The sequence below is a fragment of the Mesorhizobium ventifaucium genome, from assembly GCF_935822925.1.
GTDB lineage: Bacteria > Pseudomonadota > Alphaproteobacteria > Rhizobiales > Rhizobiaceae > Mesorhizobium > Mesorhizobium ventifaucium.
The window spans coordinates 53,127-74,589 of record NZ_CAKXZS010000034.1; the positions used below are offsets into that span (position 1 = coordinate 53,127).

Genomic DNA, 21,463 nt, shown 5'->3' on the forward strand with positions numbered 1-21,463 from the left:
TCGTCTTGCTGGCGTCGTCCGCAACACCTAGATTAGGCCGGAAATCGATCCCTGTGCCGGACGCTTCATTCGCGTCCGGTTGTTGTGAAAGCCCTGATATGACGTCCAAGCACGCACCCGTTCTCATTATCGGCTCCGGCCCCGCCGGCTATACGGCGGCAATCTACGCCGCCCGCGCCATGCTGAAACCGATGCTGGTCGCCGGGCTGCAGCAGGGCGGCCAGCTGGTGATCACCACCGACGTCGAAAACTATCCGGGCTTCGCCGATCCGATCCAGGGTCCGTGGCTGATGGAACAAATGCTGAAGCAGGCCGAGCATGTCGGCACCGACGTCATCAATGACATCATCACCGAAGTCGACCTCAATGTGCGGCCGTTTCGCGCCAAGGGCGATTCCGGCACCACCTATACGGCCGACGCGCTGATCATCGCCACCGGTGCGCAGGCGAAATGGCTGGGCATCCCGAGCGAGCAGACCTTTATGGGCTTCGGCGTATCGGCCTGCGCCACCTGCGACGGCTTCTTCTATCGCGGCAAGGATGTCGCGGTGATCGGCGGCGGCAATTCGGCGGTGGAGGAGGCGCTCTACCTTTCCAATCTGGCAAAGAGCGTGACGGTCATCCACCGGCGCAGCGACTTCCGCGCCGAGCGCATCCTCAGCGAGCGGCTGTTCAAGAAGGACAATGTCCGCGTCATCTGGGACACTGTCGTCGACGAGATCACCGGCCAGTCCGGCAAGACGCCGCTGCCGCCGTCGGTGGAAGGGCTGAAGCTGCGCAACGTGGTGACCGGCCAGGAGATGCATCTGACGGTCGACGGCGTGTTCGTGGCGATCGGCCATGCGCCGGCGGTCGAGCTGTTCGCCGGCAAGCTGAAGCAGAAGCCGAACGGCTATCTGTGGACGGCGCCGGATTCGACCTGCACCGACGTGCCGGGCGTGTTCGCCGCCGGCGACGTGACCGACGACATCTACCGCCAGGCGGTGACGGCGGCGGGGCTCGGCTGCATGGCCGCGCTCGAGGCGGAAAAGTACCTCGCCGGGATCGAAGTTCACCGCGAAGCGGCGGAGTAAGGAAGCGGCCGAGAAAAGCCGCGCAAAAGCCTGATTTTTCATTCAGACGCCAGAAAACAGAGCGAGGGGCATCATGGCGTTGGACTGGGACAAGCTACGCGTGTTTCACGCTGCGGCGGAAGCTGGGTCGTTCACCCATGCCGCCGAGACGCTGCATCTGTCGCAATCGGCGATCTCGCGGCAGGTCAGCGCGCTCGAACATGATGTCGGCGTGCCGCTGTTCAATCGCCATGCCCGCGGCCTGGTGCTGACCGAGCAGGGTGAGATGCTGTTCCGCACGGCGCATGACGTGCTGATGAAGCTGGAGACGATCAAGTCGCGGCTGACCGAGGCCAAGGACCGGCCCTCCGGCGTGCTCAGGGTGACGACCACGGTGGGGCTCGGTGCCGGCTGGCTGACCGAGCGCGTGCAGGAATTCATTGAGCTCTATCCCGAGATCAGCCTGCAACTGATCCTGGCGAACGAGGAACTCGACCTCACCATGCGCCGGGCTGACTGCGCGATCCGGCTGCGCCAGCCGCAGCAGCCTGATCTCATCCAGCGCCGGCTGTTCACTGTGCATTTCCATCTCTACGCCGCCCCTTCTTACGTCAACAAATATGGCAAGCCGGCGTCGGTCGCCGAGCTGAAGAGCCATCGCATCGTCACCTTCGGCGTGCCGGTGCCGGCGCATCTGTCGGAATTGAACTGGCTGGAAACGGTCGGCGATTTCGAAGGCGGGCAAAGGGTGCCGACGCTGCAGATCAACGACATATTGTCGATCAAGCGCGCGGTACAAGGTGGCGCCGGCATCGCCATGCTGCCCGACTATGTGGTCAGCAAGGACTCAGGGCTGGTGCAGTTGCTGCCGGAGACCGAAGTGCCGTCCTTCGACACTTATTTCGCCTATCCCGATGCGATGAAGAACCAGGCGAAGCTGCACGTCTTCCGCGATTTCATCATCGCCAAGGCCCGAAGCTGGTCGTTCTAAAGCGCGTCGCATTTGAACGGATATATGCGACGCGCTTAAGTTTCTTGTTTTTATGCATGTCGTTGTCCCAAAACCGCTGCGCACCCTCGGGTCAGGCCCGAGGGCATGCTTTTGGGCGACACGCATTAGGTATATCGATATTCAGGTGATGCCGGCCTAGGAACGGCTGATACCAGCGCTCCCGGTACTCACGGACCCGATGTCCGCTCCGTTCCGGTTCTCGGAACCCACCATTCGAGGGCAAAACGGGCGAAGGCATGAAGCAGCAAGGCCGCTGCAACGCCAATCAGGACCCAGCCGACCGGGACCAGGCCGGGCTGGGTCGACCATGGCAGACGATAGCGATCGGTCAACAGCCAGGGCAGCAATCCCGCGACCACACCGGGCGCTGCGATGAAGAACAGCGCGCTGCCGGCGATCGCCTGACGGGTCCTCATCGGGGCTTCCTTCGTCGCGATTTTCGGGCCGATGCATGTCTGCCGCAAAAATAATGGCTGCCGCAAAAATAAACGCGCGCTGCCTGATTCGCCATCATTCGTTGTTTTCTGCGTTCTGGGCCAAAAATCAGCGCTGATTCGCTATTTCGCGATGATTCTTGACCGGCTGCGCACCGCATTTCGCGATTCTTCTGGTCCTACGAGGCCAAGCAACGGGTTAGACCACAGCCTGTGTCATTTTGCATGCGAGTGTTGCAAAATAGATGCTTGTTTCTTGGGCATGATGAGCACATATATGGATCATCTCCTGGGCGCGTTCTCCTCCCATTAGCGCCCTCGAGTGTTCCCCTCTGGAGGTTAGCCTTAACAGGCACTTCCAATCAAACTCAGCCGGATCTTTGTTGATCCGGCTTTTTTGTATCCCGAACCTGCCGGCGCTGACGCAAAGCCGACCGAAATTTTCATGTAACAGTGACATGTAACCTCAGGTAACATGTCGCAGGCGCGCAGCATCGACTAAGCAGATCATAGGACGCGGTGTGGTTCGTGCGGGAGATGGGGGCATCACTCGGACGATCCGGGCTCAGGCGGCTACCGCGTCCGAACCATTCTTCCGCTGAGGCTGGCAAGCGTTGGCGGCATATGCGGCGGACCTGCCGCTTCGCCTCCCACGAAGACGGTCCGCAAGAGAACGGCGTCCGGATCATTTCCGGGCGCCGTTTCCTTGTGTTCTGCAGCCTGACTGTCGCCAAGTTCCAGTGTTAGGCGGCCTTGCCATTGGCGTTCAACGCCTCGTCGGCCAGGCGGCCGGTGAGTTCGGCCATATGGTCGAAGCTGGCACGATAGCTGGCCACGCCCGCGGTGGCCGAACGCAGCTCGATGATCAGATCGCCGATCTCGGCCTGCGGCATGGTCGCCTCGACGACATCCCATCCCGGCCAGCCGGGCCGCGCATCGTAGCCGAGGATTTGGCCGCGCCGCTGCGGGATCAGGGCGATGATTTTCGATGTCGCGTCGGACGGCGTGACGATTTCCACCTTCATGATCGGTTCAAGCAGCACCGGCGAGCAGGCGGCCATGCCTTCCTTCATCGCCAGCTTTGCCGCCATCTGGAAGGCCATGTCCGATGAATCGACAGAATGATAGGAGCCGTCGGACAGGTTGACGGCGACGTCGACCACTGGAAAGCCGAGCGGGCCCGATTTCAGATAATCGCGCACGCCGGCCTCGACCGACTGGATATAGGTTTTCGGCACAGCGCCGCCGGTGATGGTATCGGTGAACTGGAAACCGGAGCCGCGCGGCAGCGGCTTGATCTCGATCACCACGTCGCCGAACTGGCCATGGCCGCCCGACTGCTTCTTGTGACGGCCACGCTGCTGCGCCGCTTTGCGGATCGTCTCGCGGTAAGGCACGGCCGGCGGATGGCCTTCGACCGGAATCTGGTTCTTGCCCTCCAGCCGCTCGCGCACGACACGCAGATGCATTTCGCCATGGCCCGACAGCACGGTTTCAGCCGAATCCTGATTGTGGCGCACGCTGAGCGAGGGATCTTCTTCGGCAAGGCGCTGGATGGCCGCCGACATCTTAACCTCGTCCTTGCGTTCCTTCGGTCGCAACGCAAAAGCAAAGACCGGTTGCGGCGGCGTCAGCGTGACCAAGGGCTTGATGCCGCCCTTGACCGAGCTCAAGGTCTGGCCGGTCGTGACCTCGTCCATCTTGCCGAGCGCGACCGTGTCGCCAGCCGGGGCCGAGGTGAGCTTGGTCTGGTCCTTGCCGAGCATTCTGTAGATGCCGGAGACCTTTGCTGTCGCGCCATTCGAAAGGAAGAGCTCGGAGGCGTCGGCAAGCTGGCCGGACAGGATGCGCGAGATCGACAGCTTGCCGCCATGCGCGGTGTGGATGGTCTTCATCACCTGGACCACGGTCGCATTGCCGTCAGGTGCGCCGAGGCGCTTGCGTGTTGCTTCAACATCAGGCGCGTCGTGGCGGATCGTTTTTAGCAGCCGCAGCACACCATTGCCCTTCTCGGCGGTGCCGATCAGCACCGGCGTCACGGCACCATCGCGCAAGTCGGCGGCCAGGTCGTCGAAGATGGCGTCCTTGGGCGGCTCGATTTCGTCGAGCAGCTGCTCCATCAGTTGATCATCATGGTCGGCGAGCGTCTCCAGCATCGAAAAGCGCGCTTCGAGCTCGCGCGCCTTGTCGTCGCTGGGAATCTGGGCGACTTCGCTTTCGGCATATTCGCGATAGATGTAGGCGCGCTCCAGCGCCAGATCGATCGAGCCGATCACCACGCCGTCCTTGCGCAGCGGAATCTGGCGCAGCAGCAAAGGCACCGAGCTTGCCGGCTGCAGCATCTTCAGCGTGTCGCGCACGCCTGATATCGCCTTGTCGACCTTGTTGAGGAACATGATGCGCGGCACTCCGAGATCGTCGAGCTTGCGCATGATCAGCTGCAGGGCAGGGATCTTCTTCTCGTCGGCTTCGGCGACGACCACGGCGATGTCGCAGGCTGCAAGCACTGGCTCTGCCTCGAAGGAGAATTCTATGGAGCCGGGACAATCGACGAAAGTGAGTTGCTCGCCCATGAAGTCGGTGGTGGCAAACGTCGCCTCAACGCTCATGGCGTGGGCGCGTGCCTCGAGTGAATGATCGGATACGGTGTTTCCCGAGGAAACGGGATTCTGGCGGGGAATGGCGCCCGTGCGGGCCAATATGGCTTCGAGAAGTGTCGTCTTACCGCTTGCAAAGGGACCGACTATGGCAATGCATTTCGGTCCCGTGCGTCGTCCTCCGGTGCGAGTTCCCATGACTGACCTCCACTCAGGCGTTTCCCTGGGAGCGGCGGCCGGCCTGTCGACCGTCGCGGGCGGGGCTTTTTTCAGTTTGCCACCTACCCAAAAGCATCGTCCCACGGGTTCGCCGGGAGGGCAAGTGATTTGAAGATCGCCTGATGTCGCGGATGTTGAGCCATGATCGGCGAAGCCGTCGGATGCGGGCCTGGGCTTCCGGTCAATCCCGTGACAGGGCCCGTCGCCGACGCCGCAAAAGCGGTTGCGCCATGATGGTTATCGGATGAAAGTGCCCCTTCCTGCGACAAAAAGGAACGGTCGTCGCCGACCGATCCGCCATCAGCTTGAGGATTTGCGACGATGAAGATCATTACTTGCGGCAGCGTGCCGACCGTCATTGCGCCGGAAAAGTACTTCACCGGCCGGGTGTGGCAGACGCCGATCATCGAGCAGGAAGCGCCGGCGCGGCTACGCGCCATCATGGTCGGTTTCGAGCCCGGCGCGCGTACCCACTGGCATACCCATCCGCTGGGCCAGACGCTCTATGTCGTGTCAGGCGCCGGCCTCGCGCAAAGCTGGGGCGAGCCGATACAGGCAATCAGGGCCGGCGACGTCATCTCGTTTGCGCCTGACGAAAAGCATTGGCACGGCGCCGGTCCGAAATCGGCGATGGCCCATATCGCCATGCAGGAGGCGCTCGACGGCGTCCATGCCGACTGGCTGGAGAAGGTGACAGACGAGCAGTATGGCGGCTGACGCTATTGAGCCCACTAAACCCGACTGCGAGACGGGTTTGGAGTTCGAGATGCGCCTGATCAGGTCAGCGAGGCAGTGAAGCGCTGGATGCGCGCGCAGGCCTCTTCGAGCAGCGCCTCCGACGTGGCATAGGAGATGCGGAAGTTCGGGCCGAGGCCGAATGCCGAACCGAACACGACCGCCACGCCCTCGGCCTCGAGCAGTTCTGAGCAGAAGGCTTCGTCGCTGTCGATCACCTTGCCGGCTTTGGTCTTCTTGCCGATCAACTGGGAACAGGACGGATAGATGTAGAAAGCACCTTCGGGGGACGGACATGTGATGCCGCGCGCCTGATTGAGTATCGACACGACGAGATCGCGCCGAGCCTGGAAAATCGCCTTGTTTTTCGCAATGAAATCCTGCGGACCGTTCAGTGCCTCCACCGATGCCCACTGGGCAATGGTGCAGGCGCCGGAGGTCTGCTGGCCCTGGATCATGTCCATCGCCTTGATCAGCGCCACCGGCCCGGCCGCATAGCCGATGCGCCAGCCAGTCATCGCATAGGCCTTCGACACGCCGTTCATGGTCAGCGTGCGCTCATAAAGCTTCGGCTCGACCTCGGCGATGGTCGTGAAGACGAAATCGCCATAGATCAGGTGCTCGTACATGTCGTCGGTCAGCACCCAGACATTGGGGTGTTCGAGCAGCACGTCGGCCAGAGCGCGCAATTCAGCCTCGCTGTAGGCGGCGCCTGACGGGTTCGACGGTGAGTTCATCAACAGCCATTTGGTGCGCGGCGTGATCGCCTTTTGCAACGCCGCCGCAGTCAGCTTGAAGCCGTTGTCGATGGAGGTGTCGGCAAAGGCCGGGGTGCCGCCACAGATCGCTACCATCTCCGGATAGCTGACCCAGTACGGCCTCGGAATGATGACCTCGTCGCCGGGGTTCAGCGTCGCCATGAAGGCGTTGAACAGGATCTGCTTGCCGCCGGTGCCGACGATGGTCTGTTCCGGCCGGTAATCGAGATTGTTCTCTCGCTTGAATTTTTTGGCGATTGCCTCGCGCAGCGGCACGATGCCGGAAACCGGAGGATATTTCGTTTCGCCGCGGCGGATGGCCTCGATCGCAGCGTTCTTGATGTTGTCCGGCGTGTCGAAGTCCGGTTCGCCGGCACCCAGCCCGATCACGTCACGGCCGGCGTTTTTCAGCTCGCGCGCTTTCTGCGTCACTGCGATGGTCGCGGAAGGCTTTACGCGGGAAAGGGCGTCGGCAAGAAAGGCCATGACGGCGTTGTCTCCTTGTAGGGCCAGGCGGTCCGTCCGACCGCGGCGTCTCTCATGTCGCATCATCCCGCCAAGCGCAAGCATTGTCGGATGAGCAGACCTCAAATCCCCGGCAAATCCGGCAACAATAAATTCACTTACACGCGGTAAAACCCGGGGTGGCTGGATCACGACCCATTCCACCAGTCTCGCAACGGGAGGAACCGTGTCGCGCAGCATCGGGCTTGCCCATATCGTCCGTCACGACGACGGCACCGCCAGCGGTGTCTGGGGCAATTATACGCTGCAAAGCGCCTTCCAGCCGATTTTTGCCTTCAGCAACGGCAAATTGCCCATCATCGGATTCGAGGGCCTGATCCGGCCGTTCCGCGACGCCGAGCCGCAGTCGCCGGTGAGTTTTTTCAACTCCTGTCCGACGGTCGACCGCCTGCATATCGAGGCGCTGACAAGGACGCTGCACCTTTTGAACGCCGGCGCCTGCCTGCCGCAGGAGGCATCCATCTTCATCAACTTCGATCCGTCGGTGTTCACCGATCGCAGCATCGCCGACAACGCGCTGCGCGACATGCGGCTGGTGCTGCATGAGGCTGGGATCGATGCGAACCGCGTCGTCTGCGAGGTGACCGAGCAGAAATCAGCGTCGCAGGAAACCCTCTACAATTTCGTCGAGGCACTCAGGGCCAATGGGTTTCGCATCGCCGTCGACGACTACGGCGCCGACGAGTCCGACATCAACCGCATCAAGGAGCTCAGGCCGGACATCGTCAAATTCGATGCCCACTGGGTCATGCAGCTGATGGAGTCCGGCGCCGGTTTCGCACTGCTGACCGCCATGGTGGCAAGTTTCGAACAGCAAGGCATCCGCACCGTGTTCGAGGGCATCGAGGAAGGCTGGCAGCTTGAACTGGCCGAGAAATCGGGAGCCTCGATGGTGCAGGGATTCGCGCTGGCGCGCCCCGAGCTTGCACCGACCAGCTTTCACGTCTTCGGCAAGGACAGGCAGACGCCAGTGACGGTGCCCGATGTCGGCGAGGCGCCCGCGACCGTCTCGCCTTCGCCGCGGCCGAAACGGGCTTTCGGGCGCAAGGTGGTGCCGTGACCGGGCGGCCCGACAGGCGGCGCAATGTCGGCGATGCAATCTTTGCCGACGAAGTCGGGATCGAATATGGCGTCTATGGCGCGTTCCGGCTGAGGAGCGCCTACCAGCCGATTTTTGCGCCGCGCGGCAGGTTTTTGAAGGCCGTCGCCGTCGAAGGCCTGATCGAGCCGCACCGCGCCGGCAGGCCGGTCGCGCCGCGCGTATTCTTCGAGGGCATCCCCGTGCCGGATCGCCTATTCGTCGAGACGATGTGCCGGGTGCTGCATCTGCGGAATTTCCGCAACATCGGCGTCGGCGGGCTCGACCTGTTCTTCAACTACAATCCGCTGATCAATGATGACCCCCGGCGGGCGCTGGCAGAAATCAGGCTGATGACCAGGCGTCTCGCCGAGTTCGACCTGCACCCCGGCATGCTGGTCTGCGAGATCACCGAGCAGGCGGCCGACGACAAGGTGCTCGTTAACCTCGGGCGCGAGATGCGGCGTGACGGGATCCGCATCGCCATCGACGATTTCGGCACCGGGCATTCGACGGAAGAACGGGTCGCCCTTGTCCAGCCCGACATCGTCAAGATCGACGGCACCTGGTTCGCGGAATTCTGCCGCCATGCCGCCGCCGAACGGTTTTTCCGGCCGCTGGTCTCGGCGCTGCATGACCGCGGCGCCAAGGTGCTGGTCGAAGGCATCGAGCAATCCACGCATCTGCGCGTCGCGCTGGACGGCGGCGTCGACCTGATCCAGGGTTTTTACCTTGCCCGGCCGGCGCTGGCCGGCACGGTCTTCGACGAGGAGCCGCTGCCCATCGACAGGCTGCTTGGCATGGCCAACAACGTCGTGCCGTTGTTTGGGTGATCTATCAGCGGCGCTGATGGTTGCGCCAAAACAAATCACTGGATGATGCCGTCGCTGCCGGGATAATTGCCGGTAAAGGCGTCTCCTCCGAAGGGGAGTGGCGATGGGAGCACCAATGACCATACTCTATGGAATGATCGACAGCGGCAATTGCTACAAGCCGCGCCTGTTGATGGCCAAGCTCGGCATCCCTTTCACCAATGTCGAGGTGAGTTCGCATACCGGCGACACCCGCAAGCCCGACTATGTCGCCAAGAACCCGAACGCCATGGTGCCGCTGCTCGAGCTCGACGACGGCAGGAGGCTTGCCGAATCCAACGCCATTCTGCTCTATCTCGCCGAAGGCACGCGGTTGCTGCCGGCCGACAAATACGAGCGTGCCCTGGCCTACCAATGGCTGTTCTTCGAGCAATACAGCCACGAACCCTATATCGCGGTGCGCAAGGCGCTGCTGACCTTTCCCGAACGGGCCAGGGACGCGACGCCGGAACGGCTGGCGGTTACGCTCGAGCGCGGTAACAAGGCGCTCGGCGTGATGAACAAGCATCTGGCGGGCAGTGCGTTCTTTGCCGGTGAGGCCTTGAGCGTCGCCGACATCGCGCTCTACGCCTATACGCATACGGCCGAGATGGGCGGTTTTCAGCTCGACGCCTACCCGGCGGTTGCGGCCTGGCTGAAACGGGTGGAGGCCGATCCTGGGCATGTGCCGATGGAGTGGCTGCCTTGATATGTTTGCCTTGGAGGCGCCGCTCGGCGTGGGCATAGATTATCCCGGTCGCCGATTTTCCTAAGCAACGTCAGCGATCGGCGAAAGCTTCGGCGAAAGCGTCCTTCTCCCCGTCACTATACGGGGAGAAGATGGCGGCAGCCAGATGAGGGGCGGCGCCAGCCTCTGTCGCAATAGCGTGCTTGGCTCCGCGACGGGTAGCTAATCCTGATGCGTTGCGCTGCCCCTCATCGCCCTGCCGGGCACGTCTCTCCGTATAGTGACGGGGAGAAGGACGCTGCATCGCCGGTTTCGCCAATTGTCGGCGTCTAAAATCCGGACAGCAAAAAGGCGGGACAAAATCCCGCCTTCCCATGCTTGGTAGCCTGATCGGGAGCGCTTTGGCCGGGCCGGCAGCAATCTGCTACATCGGCTTGTCGGGTTCTTTCCGCTCCGGCGCGCTTCTCGCGCGACCGTCAGTACATCCGTGACTTGCCGCGCGCCCCGAGCTATCGCCCGGCGCGCGCCATTCGCAAAATCAGGCTGCCTTGCTCAGAGATCCAGCGGACGACTTGCCAGTGCGGCGGTCCTGCTCGATCTCGAAGTTGATCTTCTGGCCTTCGACCAGGGTCGACAGCCCAGCGCGCTCGACTGCGGAGATGTGGACGAAAACGTCCGCGCCGCCGCTGTCAGGCTGGATGAAGCCGAAACCCTTGGTGGAATTAAACCACTTGACCGTACCTGTTGCCATTTCGATATTCCTTATACGTTTGCTTTAGCTTGACTGAACCGAAGTCCAGCCGGTTTGTATCGAGATTTTGGAGATAGACGTCAGCAAACGCGAATATCGCGAGGCCCGGATCGATCGGCCGAAATATCAATGGACCTCATATAGTCCGCTTCTCGGCAAAAAACAAGACTGCACGAAAAAAGGCGCTGATGCGGCGCTGCCCAACGGCCGCCCCAATCGCGTGAAAGCGTTGCAACGTAGCGCGTTGCGGCGGGTCGCATCGCCTATGCGCACGCTGCGGGGAAGGATCGCGCCGGCTCCGAGCGCCCGGTGCTGTTGGGGAGAGGACCATGAAAACTGTCCTGTTTGCCGCCTGCCTGACGCTGGTCGCCGCCGAGGCGCAGGCGATCTCGCGCTATGACCCGAGCCGCATGAGCTGCGGCACGGTGCGCGCGACGATCGCACGGGAAGGCGCCGTCATCTTGCGTTATCAGTCGACGCGCACGTCGGGGCTGCCGCTATACGACCGTTATGTGCGGAGCCAGAGTTTCTGCAACATGGGCGAGGTCAGGGCACGCGCTTCGGTGCCGAGCGCCGATACCAGCTCCTGCATCGTCTACAAGTGCAAGCGCGTGGAAACAGACCGGCATTTCCGCCGGCGCATCTTTCCTGACTAGCTATGTCGGGCCTCAAAATCCAAAAGAGACCTGCGCTGGGGGCGGCGGACCGACGCGCACGCCTTCCATCGCCAGCATCTTCTCCTTGGTGGTCGATCCGCCTGGCGCTGAAAAACCGCCGATCTTGCCGCCGGCGGCAAGAATGCGGTGGCAAGGGATGACCAGCGGCACCGGGTTGGCGCCGAGCGCGGCGCCCGTCTCTCGCGCCAGCCCGGCATGGCCGGCGCGCTTGGCCAGTTCGCCATAGGTGGTGGTCTCGCCGAAGGCGAGCTTGCGCGCCGCGTCGTAGATTGCGAGGCGGAAATCGTCGACACCGGTGAGATCGACCGGCACACCGGAGAAATCCACGTCCTCGCCAGCGGCATAGGCCTTTATCGACGCGATCAACTCGGTAACCCATTGCGGTCGGGCGCTTGAAGCGGCGTTGCCGGCATGGCGCAGCAGCCGCCGTTCCACGGCGTCGCGGCTGCGCTGGGGCAAGCAGAGCCGGGTCAGGCCACCCTCGCTCCAGGCGATGCCGATGAAGCCGATCACGGTTTCGAAGACGGCGTGGCCGACGATGGCTTGAGAGGTGCCTTCCATGATGTGCTCCTTTCCGAAGGAACGAATGGCAATCCAGTACATATCGAGAACGATATATCGCATTTTCAGGGGTCTGTTGCCACCCGAAAACCATTCGAAATCCCAACTGGCTGCGGATTGCCGGGGGAAAGCCGCTGGTGTAAGGACTTCTTAACAGACGAACCGGACCCGAGCGCGGCTTGCCAGCAAAAATCATCTTTCCCGCGATCGGCGTGATGCTCGCTGCGGCCGGTCTCAGCGGCTGCACTTCGACCACGCAGACCAATGCCGTGCCTTCCCTGAGCGAAACCGCCGCAGCTGGTAGCGATGCCGGCTATGCGCTGGCGCTGCCCGACACGGTTTCGGTGCTGCCGGAATCGTCCGGCATCGCGCCTGTCCAGACCGCGGCTCTGGCGGTCGATCCCACCGCGATGCCTGCCCAGCCAGCTGCCTTTGCCGGCCCGACTCCGTTGGCCGTAACTGCACCTGCAGCCATGACGGTCGATGCCGCGCCAGCCAGCACAGCACCTGTCTATGCGACCGCCGCCGTTGCGATGCCGGTCGCCGGCGAGACAGGCAAGACGATGCCAGGCGTTCAGCAGGCCGCCTATGTCGTGCCTGAGAATCCGTCCGCCCTGCTTTCGACCAGCCCTGCCAAGGAGTATTCGGCGGGCCCGCGCGGCGAGATCGAGCGGCTGATCGAGAAATATGCCGTCCTCTATCAGGTTCCGGTCGATCTGGTGCGCCGCGTCGTCAAGCGCGAGAGCACCTTCAATCCCAAAGCCTACAATCGCGGCCATTGGGGGCTGATGCAGATCAAGCATGCGACGGCGCGCGGCATGGGCTATGACGGGCCGGCGAGCGGGTTGTTCGACGCCGAGACCAATCTGAAATATGCGGTGAAATATCTGCGTGGCGCCTGGCTCGTGGCCGGCGGCAACGCCAAGCGCGCCGACCGGCTTTACCAGAGCGGCTATTATTACGATGCCAAGCGCAAGGGAATGCTGGAACAAACCGGCCTTGGCCGCGACCGCGCTAGGCGCCGCCTGCAGCCCGACGCCTAAAAGCGCGTCGCGTGTGAACGGATACATGCGACACGCTTTTAGTTCTTGTTTTTATGCATGTCGGTATCGCAAAACCGCTGCGCACTTTTGCGCGACAGGCATTGAACACCATGCCTGAGCCGCGCCCGCCGGCGCCGAACGACATAAGGCTGCGCAAGATCCTCGACGACACGCTCGTCCCGCCGCGCTGGCCGGAAGGTTTTGTCATGCGCGGCTTCAAGGCCGCCGACGCGCTCGCTTTGCATACGCTGCTGACCACCGTGTTCGACGATGGCGCCGACGGGCCGTTCGACGAATGGTGGCCGCGCATTTCAGGCGACGCGGAATTCGACCCTGCTATGTGTTTCCTGGTCATCGACGGCAAGGGTCGGCTGGCGGGGGCGGCACTGTGCTGGACGAGAGCGTTCGTCAAAGACCTTGCCGTCCACCCCGAGGCGCGCGGCCGAGGCATCGCCGAAGCGCTGATGTGGCACGTCTTCACCGCCTTTCACGCACGGGGTGCTGCGCATGTCGATCTCAAAACCAACACGGTTGAGAATGCTGCCGCCGTCAGGCTTTACGAGCGGCTGGGGATGTTCGAAGTCGACTGGGCGGGGTGAGGAGCGGTTGGCGAAGCCGATCAGCGAGCATTGTGCGGAAACGAAGTGTCCACCAAGGCGGCAGGCTGCATCTTGCCGGCAACCGTTCGGGCATTAAGCTGCGATCCTGCGGCTTTCGTGCCGCGGGCGGGGTCTCGACCGAAACCGGAGAAACACGATGCGGCTTTTACATTTCAAAACCGGTCTGGCCAAAACCGGTCTGGTGATCCTCGCCCTTCCGCTTCTTGCGGGCGTTGCGCGTGCCGACGATTGCGCCGACGCACAGGACCAGGCGGCCATGAACGAATGCGCCGGCAAGTCGTTCACCGAAGCCGACAAGAAGCTCAACCACGCCTACAGGCAGATCGAGGGCCGGCTGAAGGACGACGCTGCGACGAAGAAGCTGCTGGTCGGCGCGCAGCGCGCCTGGGTCGCCTTTCGCGATGCCGAATGCGCTTTCCAGGGCGGCCCGCCCGATATGGCAGGCAGCATGTATCCGATGGTCATCGCCGGCTGCAAGGAGAGCCTCACCAACATCAGGCTGAAGGATTTTCAAGACTATCTCAACTGCCAGGAGGGCGATGCAAGCTGCCCAGTGTCGCCGCAGTAGCCTCTGTCCCTGGCGAAGGCGGAGCCGCTAAGGCCTCATCGCCGGGCCAGGCGTGCAAAATGTCGGAACTCTGCTTCGCGATGCGTCCTTGAGAGGTAAGGTGCGCTGCCGCTTAGGGCGCGCGCCGCCAAAAGCACGGCAGATGGAGATGACGATGATCACCTTTCCCAACGAATCCGCTGAATACCGCGCCGCCCGCGAAATCCTCTTGCAGAAGGAGATCGAGCTGCGCCGCGCCATGGAGGATGTGGCCGTCGCCCGCCGGGCACTGCCGTCGGGTGGGCTGGTGCCACAGGATTATGTGTTCGACGGGCTAGGCGCCGACGGCAAGCCGGCCCGCATAAAGCTGTCGGAGCTGTTTTCGCCCGGCAAGGACACGCTGATCGTCTACTCGATGATGTTTCCGCGCCACCCGCAGGAGACGCGCGACGTGGCAACAAGCGGCGGCACGGCCAAGCTACCGCGTCCAGACCAGCCATGCCCCTCCTGCACGGCGCTGCTCGACCAGTTCGACGGCGCCATCGGCCATCTCGAGGCCGCCGGGTTCAATTTCGCCGTTGTGGGCAAGACCGCGCTTGAAAACCTGATCACGCTTGGCCGCGATCGCGGCTGGACGAACATGCGGCTGCTCTCCTCGGCCGGCAACAGCTTCAAGCGCGACTACCACGCCGAAGCCGACGACGGCGCGCAACTTCCGATGCTGTCGGTATTCCATCGCGACGCCGATGGCATCCGGCATTTCTGGAGTTCGGAGCTTGGCTTCGCGCCGTCCGAACCCGGCCAAGACCCGCGCGCCATCGGCACTTGCGAGCCCTTGTGGAACCTGATGGATTTCACACCGGAGGGCCGGCCGGACTGGGACGAACAGCTGCAATATGCCGGCGCATGCTGACACTGAGCTTGGCAGCCAGGCACATTTCCTTCCTGTTGGAGAAGGTGGGCGTGTTGGCGCGGAGCGGGGTGTTGGCAGGATCGCTGACACCTCATTCCTGTCTCCGTCGCGCAACTTCGCTGCTTGTGTCGCGTTGAACTCTCCGAGGATCACAAACCCGGAGATTTCCTGTGAAAACGCATCTCACGCTCGCCATGGTCGCCTTGCTTGCCGGCGCGCCGGCGGCCTTCGCCCAGTCCACCGCGCCGGCCGATATACCTGTTGTCGATGAAACCAGGATCGACACCGAGACCTTCTCCAGAACCGTCCCCAGCGCCAACCGGTTCGAGATTGAAAGCAGCAAGCTGGCCGAACAAAAGAATGTCGCCGCCGATGTGAAGGATTTCGCTGCGCTGATGATCAGGGACCACACCAAGGCTGGCGAGGATTTCAAGGCAGCTCTGGAACAGAGCCAGACCACGGCCTCGGTGACAGCGAGCGGCCCGGCTTTGCTGCCGAAAGACCAGGCGATGCTCGACCAGCTCAAGAAGCTCGATGGTGATGAATTCCAGGCGAAATACATCCTCCTGCAGACCGAGGCGCACAAGCAGGCGTTGGCGCTGTTTTCAACCTATGCGCAGTCGGGCGAAGATCCAGCGCTGAAGGAATTCGCCAAGAAGACGCTAGCGACGCTGCGGATGCACGAAAAACACATAAAGGATCTGGTGGCCGCTCACAGCTAGCATGTCGCCCAAAAGCATGCCCTCGGCCTGACCCGAGGTGCGCAGCGGTTTTGGTATACCGACATGCATAAGACGAGAGCTTAAAGCGCGTCGCGACGCGCTTTAAGCTGGAGTTATCAGGTGTTTTTGATCTGCTCGACCGCCGTCGCCAGCAGGTCGTTCATGACGCTGCGAATCTGAACATCCGACTGGGCGACGCCCGCCGCGTCGAAATCGGCGCGGAGTTTGCGCAACACGTCGTCGTCCCCGGCCTCTTCGAAGTCCGCGCGCACCACCTCTTTCGCATAGGCGTCGGCGTCCTCGCCTGACTTGCCGAGCTTTTCGGCGGCCCATAGGCCAAGCAGCTTGTTACGGCGCGCCATGGCTCTGAACTTCGTGTCCTCGTCCATCGCAAACTTCTTTTCGAAGCCTTCCTGACGGTCTCTCATACTGCTCATGGTGTGCCTCGTTCAGATGTGAGTCTCCGACCTTCATTCAATGGAGAAGAAGGGCGGCGGGTAGGGGCCGAACATGGCGCGCATGGATGTCATAAGCAAGACCGGACCGTTCATTCCGCAGGGCAATCGCTTCAGGTTTGCGCTGCCGCTCAGCCCCGGCCCTCTGCCCGAGGGCAATCGCATCTGAGAACTGCCCCCTAATCCGGCCGCTACGCGGCCACCTTCTCCCCGCCGAAGCGTCAGAGCTGGCTCCTCTCCCCTCGGGCCCCTCGGGGAGAGGTCGGATTGCCCCGAATTGCCCTTTGCAATTCGGTTGGCAATCCGGTGAGGGGGCACTTGCCGATATGCGATTGCCCTGCCGTAAGGATGGGGAGAAGGTCCCGGCAGGGCGATGAGGGGCGGCGCGCCGGCTTCGACAATCGATCGCGTGGCCGACGGCTTCGCACCGATGTGATTTGACGTCGCCGCGCCGTGACCTACTCTCGAATGGCGAGATGAGCCGAGGAGGCGAGCGATGCAGTCACCTTTCAACGGGATTCGGAGCGTCACGCTGGCAGCGGCAGTGATTCTTGCCGCCGCCACCGTAGCCTATGCCCATCACGGCTGGTCGTGGACCCAGGATGGGTTTTTTGAGCTCCGGGGCAAGATCACAGCCGTCTATATCGGCAATCCGCACGCCACACTGGATGTCGACGCCGAGGGAGAGGCCTGGCGGGTGGATTTGGCGCCGCCGTCCCGCACGATCGCCGCCGGCTTCACCGAGGAGGTCGCCAAAGTCGGCGACGAGGTGACCGCGATCGGCCACCGCTCGCGCGACGAAACCGAGAAGTGGATGAAAGCAGCCCGCATCATAGTCAACGGCAAGGCTTATGACGTCTATCCCGACCGCATGCCGCCGGCTTGAATGGACGAGTTCCTAGCCGGCATCGAGCAACTCGCCATCGTAAGGGGGCTGAAGGCCTCCTTCGTCGCCTACCCCATAGTCAATGCGCTCCACATCATGTCGATCGGTGCGCTGCTCACCAGCGTCTGGCTCATGGACCTCCGGATCTTGGGCGCCTTCCGCTCGCTGCCCTACGTGCCGTTCGTCGCGCTGCTGCGCCGCACCGCATTGGCCGCGTTCGCCGGCGCGCTTGTCACGGGCTCGCTGCTCTTTTCAATCAGGGCGAGGGAGTATGCGGCGATGCCGATTTTTCTCACCAAGATGACGCTCATACTCCTCGCCGGCGCCAACTTCCTGGTCTTCATGCGCTACGCAAAAGGCGGCGACGAGCCGGCCGGCGGGACCGTCACCATCCTGGCGGTGCTGTCGCTGGTGCTGTGGACGTCGGTGCTGTTCGCCGGACGGTTTATCGGGTTTCTCAACTGAGCGGGCGTCGGCACAGCGTGCCTTCATCAGGGATCTCGCATGACCCTCGGGGGCCGCGGATCGGTGCGATAGTCCTGGACCGGATCCGGTGCAGTTGGAATCGCGACGTTGGCGGGACAGCGCCCTCCTCTGGCTTGCCGGCCATCTCGCCCACTTGGGGGAGATCAGCTAATCGCTTTAGGAAAAATACTCCTGCAATGGCCGAACCTCCAGACTCCCCGCCCTTAGCGCCGCGATCGCCTCCGCCACTGCCGCAGCCCCCGAGAGCGTCGTGTAGTACGGCACTTTCTGCATCAGCGTGGCGCGGCGCAGCGATTTCGAGTCCGACACAGCCTTCTGGCCGTCCGTGGTGTTGAAGACGATCTGCACCTGGCGGTTGCGGATGGCGTCCTCGATGTGCGGGCGGCCTTCCAGCACCTTGTTTATTTTCTCGGCGACGACGCCGTTCTCGGCGAGGAAGCGGGCGGTGCCGGATGTGGCCATTACCTTGAAACCCTGGCCGGCAAGGCGCTTGACCGCCGGCAATATGCCCTTCTTGTCCTCGTCGCGCACCGAGACGAACAGCGTGCCCGCGCGGGGGAGATCAACACCCGCTCCTAGCTGGCTCTTGGCGAAGGCCAGCGCGAAGTCGCGGTCGAGGCCCATGACCTCGCCGGTCGAGCGCATTTCCGGCCCGAGCAATATGTCGACGCCGGGGAAACGGGCGAAGGGGAACACTGCTTCCTTGACCGCGATGTGGCCGGGATTTTTGGGGTCGGGCATGGCGCCGTAATAGGCGAAGGCGTCTTCCAGGCTCTCGCCGGCCATGATGCGGGCGGCAATTTTCGCGATGGGGCGGCCGATGGTCTTGGCGACGAAGGGCACGGTGCGCGACGCGCGCGGGTTGACCTCGAGCACATAGACCGTGCCATCCTTGATCGCGTACTGCACGTTCATCAGGCCGCCGACATTGAGCGCGCGGGCAAGTGCGGCCGTCTGGCGCTCCAGTTCGTCGACGAGCTCCGAGGGCAGCGAGTGCACCGGCAGCGAGCAGGCGCTGTCGCCCGAATGGATGCCGGCCTCCTCGATGTGTTCCAATATGCCGGAGACGAAGGTCGACTTGCCGTCGCATAGGCAGTCGACATCGACCTCGATGGCGCCACTGAGATAGGTGTCGAACAGCAGCGGGTTCTTGCCCAAGAGCGTGTTGATCTGGCCTGTTTTGTCGTTGGGGTATTTCTGCTTGATGTCCTCCGGCACCAGGCCGGGCACGGTGTCGAGCAGGTAGGATTGCAGCATGCTCTCGTCGTGGATGATCTGCATGGCGCGGCCGCCGAGCACATAGGACGGGCGCACCACCAGCGGGAAGCCGAGCTCGCCGGCGACGAGGCGGGCCTGCTCGACCGAATAGGCGATGCCGTTCTTCGGCTGGCTGAGGCCGAGCTTGTGCAACAACTTCTGGAAGCGGTCGCGGTCTTCGGCGAGATCGATCATGTCGGGCGACGTGCCGAGGATCGGGATGCCAGCCTTCTCCAGCGCATCCGCCAGCTTCAGCGGCGTCTGGCCGCCGAATTGGACGATGACCCCGACCATCTCGCCCGACGCCTGCTCGGCGCGCAGGATCTCCAAAACGTCCTCCGGCGTCAGCGGCTCGAAATAGAGCCGGTCCGAGGTGTCGTAGTCGGTCGACACGGTCTCCGGGTTGCAGTTGACCATGATCGCCTCGAAGCCGGCGTCGCGCAGGGCGAAAGCGGCGTGGCAGCAGCAATAGTCGAACTCGATGCCCTGGCCGATGCGGTTCGGGCCACCGCCGAGGATGACGACTTTTTTCCGCGACGACACTTGCGCTTCATTGGCCAGCGCACCGGCGAAGGGCATCTCATAGGTCGAGTACATGTAGGCGGTCGGCGAGGCGAACTCGGCGGCGCAAGTATCGATGCGCTTATAAACTGGATGAACGTCGAGCTTTTCGCGTATCCTTTGAACATCTTCGACATCTTTCCTGACCAAGGACGCGAGGCGGGCATCGGAAAAACCCATTGCCTTCAGCATGCGCAGATTGGCGGCGTCTTCGGGGATGCCGTGCTCGCGAATGCGGGCTTCCATGTTGAGGATGCCGGCGATCTGTTCGAGGAACCACGGGTCGATCTTGCACATGGCGTGCACGTCTTCGAGCGAGGTGCCCATGCGGATAGCTTGCGCCACCATGCGCAGCCGGTCGGGCGTCGGCGTGCCGAGGGCAGCGCGAATGGCGTTGCGGTCGTCGGCGTGGCTGGCCGCGCCGTGCGCGATGCCGGGGATCTCGATCTCGTCGAGGCCGGTGAGGCCAGTTTCAAGCCCACGCAGCGCCTTCTGCAACGATTCCTGAAAAGTGCGGCCGATGGCCATGACCTCGCCGACCGACTTCATCGCCGTCGTCAGCACCGGCTCGGCGCCGGGGAATTTCTCGAAGGCAAAGCGCGGGATTTTGGTGACGACGTAATCGATCGACGGCTCGAACGAGGCCGGCGTGGCGCCGCCGGTGATGTCGTTCTCCAACTCGTCCAGCGTGTAGCCGACGGCGAGCTTTGCCGCGATCTTGGCGATCGGGAAACCGGTCGCCTTGGAGGCGAGAGCCGACGAGCGGGAGACGCGCGGGTTCATCTCGATCACCACCAGGCGCCCGTCGGCCGGGTTGACGGCGAACTGAACGTTGGAGCCGCCGGTCTCGACGCCGATCTCGCGCAGCACTGCGATCGAGGCATTGCGCATCATCTGGTATTCTTTGTCGGTCAAGGTCAGGGCAGGGGCGACGGTGATCGAGTCTCCGGTGTGCACGCCCATCGGGTCGATGTTCTCGATCGAGCAGACGATGATGCAGTTGTCGGCCTTGTCGCGAACAACCTCCATCTCGTACTCCTTCCAGCCGAGCACGCTTTCCTCGATCAGCACTTCGGTCGTCGGCGAGGCGTCGAGGCCGGACTGGACGATCTCGTAGAATTCGGCGCGATTGTAGGCGATGCCGCCGCCGGTGCCGCCCATGGTGAAGGACGGGCGGATGATGGCGGGCAGGCCGACATGGTCGAGCGCCTGTGCGGCGATCGCCATGCCGTGGCTGATGTAGCGCTGCTTGCGGTCGCCCTCGCCGAGGTTCCAGCGCGTTTCGAGTGCGTCGAGCGCGGCGTCGAGGTTTTCGGGCTTCTCGGCCTTCAACGCGGCGCGCTCCGCCTCATGCGTCTTGCGGTCGGCATTCTTGACGTCGGTGGCGTTGGCCAGCATCGATTTTGGCGTTTCCAGGCCGATCTTCTTCATCGCCTCGCGAAACAGCGCCCGGTCCTCGGCCTTGTCTATTGCCGTGGCGTCGGCGCCGATCATCTCGACATTGTAGCGTTCGAGCACACCCATGCGGCGCAGCGACAATGCGGTGTTGAGCGCGGTCTGGCCGCCCATGGTCGGCAGCAGCGCGTCCGGCCGCTCCTTGGCGATGATCTTGGCCACAACTTCCGGCGTGATCGGCTCGATATAGGTGGCGTCGGCCAGCTCCGGGTCGGTCATGATGGTGGCCGGATTGGAATTGACCAGGATGACGCGAAAACCCTCTTCCTTGAGCGCCTTGCAGGCCTGGGTGCCGGAATAATCGAATTCACAGGCCTGACCGATGACAATGGGGCCGGCCCCGATGATCAGGATCGACTTGATGTCGGTGCGTCTTGGCATATCGAGGGTCCGTTCGGCAGGCGGCTTGCACGAAAAACCGGACGGGAAGACCCGGCCGGTTGTGCTCGCGATTCTGGTATCAGGCTAGGAGGGCCTTATAGGGAAGAGTTTTGCCTGATGTAACCCCCTAAAATGCGAGGAGGGCAGTAGGGCAGTAGGGCAGTAGGGCAGTAGGGCAGTAGGGCAGTAGGGCAGTAGG

The 21,463-nt window shown here is 62.8% G+C and carries 22 protein-coding genes; 14 read left to right on the top strand and 8 right to left on the bottom strand.

All coding sequences use genetic code 11. From position 1 onward, the window contains the following. The first annotated feature begins 98 nt into the window (after window positions 1-98). Together trxB and NMG70_RS25740 are read left to right on the top strand one after the other, a co-directional pair. Entirely contained in the window at window positions 99-1,073 is a 975-nt protein-coding gene (gene trxB, locus NMG70_RS25735; protein WP_254027122.1) for a thioredoxin-disulfide reductase, read from the top strand. 73 nt (window positions 1,074-1,146) lie between these two features. Next, window positions 1,147-2,043 carry a LysR family transcriptional regulator gene (locus NMG70_RS25740; RefSeq protein WP_254021215.1) on the top strand — a complete coding sequence of 299 codons (897 nt, stop codon included), beginning with the start codon at window positions 1,147-1,149 and terminating at the stop codon, window positions 2,041-2,043. Between the two features lie 188 nt (window positions 2,044-2,231). Here NMG70_RS25740 and NMG70_RS25745 read toward each other — a convergent pair whose 3' ends face one another. The 3 genes from NMG70_RS25745 to NMG70_RS25755 form a co-directional block, all read right to left on the bottom strand. Continuing rightward, complete coding sequence (locus tag NMG70_RS25745; protein WP_254027123.1) at window positions 2,232-2,480, bottom strand: hypothetical protein; 249 nt, start codon at window positions 2,478-2,480, stop codon at window positions 2,232-2,234. Window positions 2,481-3,241: 761 nt separating this feature from the next. Further along, window positions 3,242-5,293, bottom strand: a complete 2,052-nt coding sequence (locus tag NMG70_RS25750; RefSeq protein ID WP_254027124.1) for an elongation factor G — start codon at window positions 5,291-5,293, stop codon at window positions 3,242-3,244. A gap of 83 nt (window positions 5,294-5,376) precedes the next feature. Then, complete coding sequence (locus tag NMG70_RS25755; protein ID WP_254027125.1) at window positions 5,377-5,646, bottom strand: hypothetical protein; 270 nt, start codon at window positions 5,644-5,646, stop codon at window positions 5,377-5,379. Here NMG70_RS25755 and NMG70_RS25760 point away from each other — a divergent pair. Then, window positions 5,636-6,031 carry a (R)-mandelonitrile lyase gene (locus tag NMG70_RS25760; RefSeq protein WP_254027126.1) on the top strand — a complete coding sequence of 132 codons (396 nt, stop codon included), beginning with the start codon at window positions 5,636-5,638 and terminating at the stop codon, window positions 6,029-6,031. The genes NMG70_RS25755 and NMG70_RS25760 overlap by 11 nt on opposite strands. A 59-nt stretch (window positions 6,032-6,090) precedes the next feature. Here NMG70_RS25760 and NMG70_RS25765 read toward each other — a convergent pair whose 3' ends face one another. Continuing rightward, entirely contained in the window at window positions 6,091-7,293 is a 1,203-nt protein-coding gene (locus NMG70_RS25765; RefSeq protein ID WP_254027127.1) for a pyridoxal phosphate-dependent aminotransferase, read from the bottom strand. A gap of 205 nt (window positions 7,294-7,498) precedes the next feature. Here NMG70_RS25765 and NMG70_RS25770 point away from each other — a divergent pair, with 205 nt between their 5' ends. The 3 genes from NMG70_RS25770 to NMG70_RS25780 all read left to right on the top strand — a co-directional run bounded on the left by NMG70_RS25770 (window position 7,499) and on the right by NMG70_RS25780 (window position 9,970). Then, window positions 7,499-8,392 carry an EAL domain-containing protein gene (locus NMG70_RS25770; RefSeq protein WP_254027128.1) on the top strand — a complete coding sequence of 298 codons (894 nt, stop codon included), beginning with the start codon at window positions 7,499-7,501 and terminating at the stop codon, window positions 8,390-8,392. Beyond that, window positions 8,389-9,243, top strand: coding sequence for an EAL domain-containing protein (locus NMG70_RS25775; RefSeq protein ID WP_254027129.1), 855 nt, complete (start codon window positions 8,389-8,391; stop codon window positions 9,241-9,243). The genes NMG70_RS25770 and NMG70_RS25775 overlap by 4 nt, the downstream gene beginning before the upstream one ends. Window positions 9,244-9,358: 115 nt before the next feature. Then, window positions 9,359-9,970: a glutathione S-transferase family protein gene (locus NMG70_RS25780; protein ID WP_254027130.1), complete on the top strand. Its 612-nt coding sequence runs from the start codon at window positions 9,359-9,361 to the stop codon at window positions 9,968-9,970. A 517-nt stretch (window positions 9,971-10,487) separates the two neighbouring features. Here NMG70_RS25780 and NMG70_RS25785 read toward each other — a convergent pair. After that, a complete protein-coding gene (locus tag NMG70_RS25785; protein ID WP_023678332.1) occupies window positions 10,488-10,700 on the bottom strand; it encodes a cold-shock protein in 213 nt (70 codons plus the stop codon). Window positions 10,701-11,029: 329 nt separating this feature from the next. Between NMG70_RS25785 and NMG70_RS25790 the strand changes: the two genes are divergently transcribed. Beyond that, window positions 11,030-11,356 carry a hypothetical protein gene (locus NMG70_RS25790; RefSeq protein WP_254027131.1) on the top strand — a complete coding sequence of 109 codons (327 nt, stop codon included), beginning with the start codon at window positions 11,030-11,032 and terminating at the stop codon, window positions 11,354-11,356. A gap of 12 nt (window positions 11,357-11,368) precedes the next feature. On the opposite strand, the gene NMG70_RS25795 is transcribed toward NMG70_RS25790, so the two are convergent. Continuing rightward, the gene (locus NMG70_RS25795; protein ID WP_254027132.1) at window positions 11,369-11,938 is read right to left on the bottom strand and encodes a methylated-DNA--[protein]-cysteine S-methyltransferase; all 570 of its coding nucleotides are present in this window, start codon (window positions 11,936-11,938) and stop codon (window positions 11,369-11,371) included. Between the two features lie 179 nt (window positions 11,939-12,117). Here NMG70_RS25795 and NMG70_RS25800 point away from each other — a divergent pair, with 179 nt between their 5' ends. The 5 genes from NMG70_RS25800 (at window position 12,118) to NMG70_RS25820 (ending at window position 15,783) form a co-directional block, all read left to right on the top strand. Continuing rightward, complete coding sequence (locus NMG70_RS25800) at window positions 12,118-12,981, top strand: lytic transglycosylase domain-containing protein (protein ID WP_254027133.1); 864 nt, start codon at window positions 12,118-12,120, stop codon at window positions 12,979-12,981. A 110-nt stretch (window positions 12,982-13,091) separates the two neighbouring features. Further along, the gene (locus NMG70_RS25805; RefSeq protein WP_254027134.1) at window positions 13,092-13,580 is read left to right on the top strand and encodes a GNAT family N-acetyltransferase; all 489 of its coding nucleotides are present in this window, start codon (window positions 13,092-13,094) and stop codon (window positions 13,578-13,580) included. 157 nt (window positions 13,581-13,737) lie between these two features. Then, complete coding sequence (locus tag NMG70_RS25810; RefSeq protein ID WP_254027135.1) at window positions 13,738-14,169, top strand: lysozyme inhibitor LprI family protein; 432 nt, start codon at window positions 13,738-13,740, stop codon at window positions 14,167-14,169. A 154-nt stretch (window positions 14,170-14,323) separates the two neighbouring features. After that, window positions 14,324-15,061, top strand: coding sequence for a DUF899 family protein (locus NMG70_RS25815; RefSeq protein ID WP_254027136.1), 738 nt, complete (start codon window positions 14,324-14,326; stop codon window positions 15,059-15,061). Window positions 15,062-15,231: 170 nt separating this feature from the next. Beyond that, on the top strand, window positions 15,232-15,783 hold the full coding sequence (locus NMG70_RS25820; protein ID WP_254027137.1) for a DUF4142 domain-containing protein: 552 nt from the start codon (window positions 15,232-15,234) through the stop codon (window positions 15,781-15,783). A gap of 116 nt (window positions 15,784-15,899) precedes the next feature. On the opposite strand, the gene NMG70_RS25825 is transcribed toward NMG70_RS25820, so the two are convergent. Beyond that, the gene (locus NMG70_RS25825; protein WP_077380386.1) at window positions 15,900-16,220 is read right to left on the bottom strand and encodes a DUF1476 domain-containing protein; all 321 of its coding nucleotides are present in this window, start codon (window positions 16,218-16,220) and stop codon (window positions 15,900-15,902) included. A gap of 514 nt (window positions 16,221-16,734) precedes the next feature. On the opposite strand from NMG70_RS25825, the gene NMG70_RS25830 reads away from it, so the two are divergent. Together NMG70_RS25830 and NMG70_RS25835 are read left to right on the top strand one after the other, a co-directional pair. Further along, window positions 16,735-17,124: a DUF6152 family protein gene (locus NMG70_RS25830; RefSeq protein WP_254027138.1), complete on the top strand. Its 390-nt coding sequence runs from the start codon at window positions 16,735-16,737 to the stop codon at window positions 17,122-17,124. Beyond that, window positions 17,125-17,589 (top strand): hypothetical protein, encoded by a 465-nt coding sequence (locus NMG70_RS25835; protein WP_254027139.1) that lies wholly within the window; start codon window positions 17,125-17,127, stop codon window positions 17,587-17,589. Window positions 17,590-17,766: 177 nt separating this feature from the next. Here NMG70_RS25835 and carB read toward each other — a convergent pair whose 3' ends face one another. Further along, window positions 17,767-21,264 (bottom strand): carbamoyl-phosphate synthase large subunit, encoded by a 3,498-nt coding sequence (carB, locus tag NMG70_RS25840; RefSeq protein WP_254027140.1) that lies wholly within the window; start codon window positions 21,262-21,264, stop codon window positions 17,767-17,769. Between the last annotated feature and the right edge of the window lie 199 nt (window positions 21,265-21,463).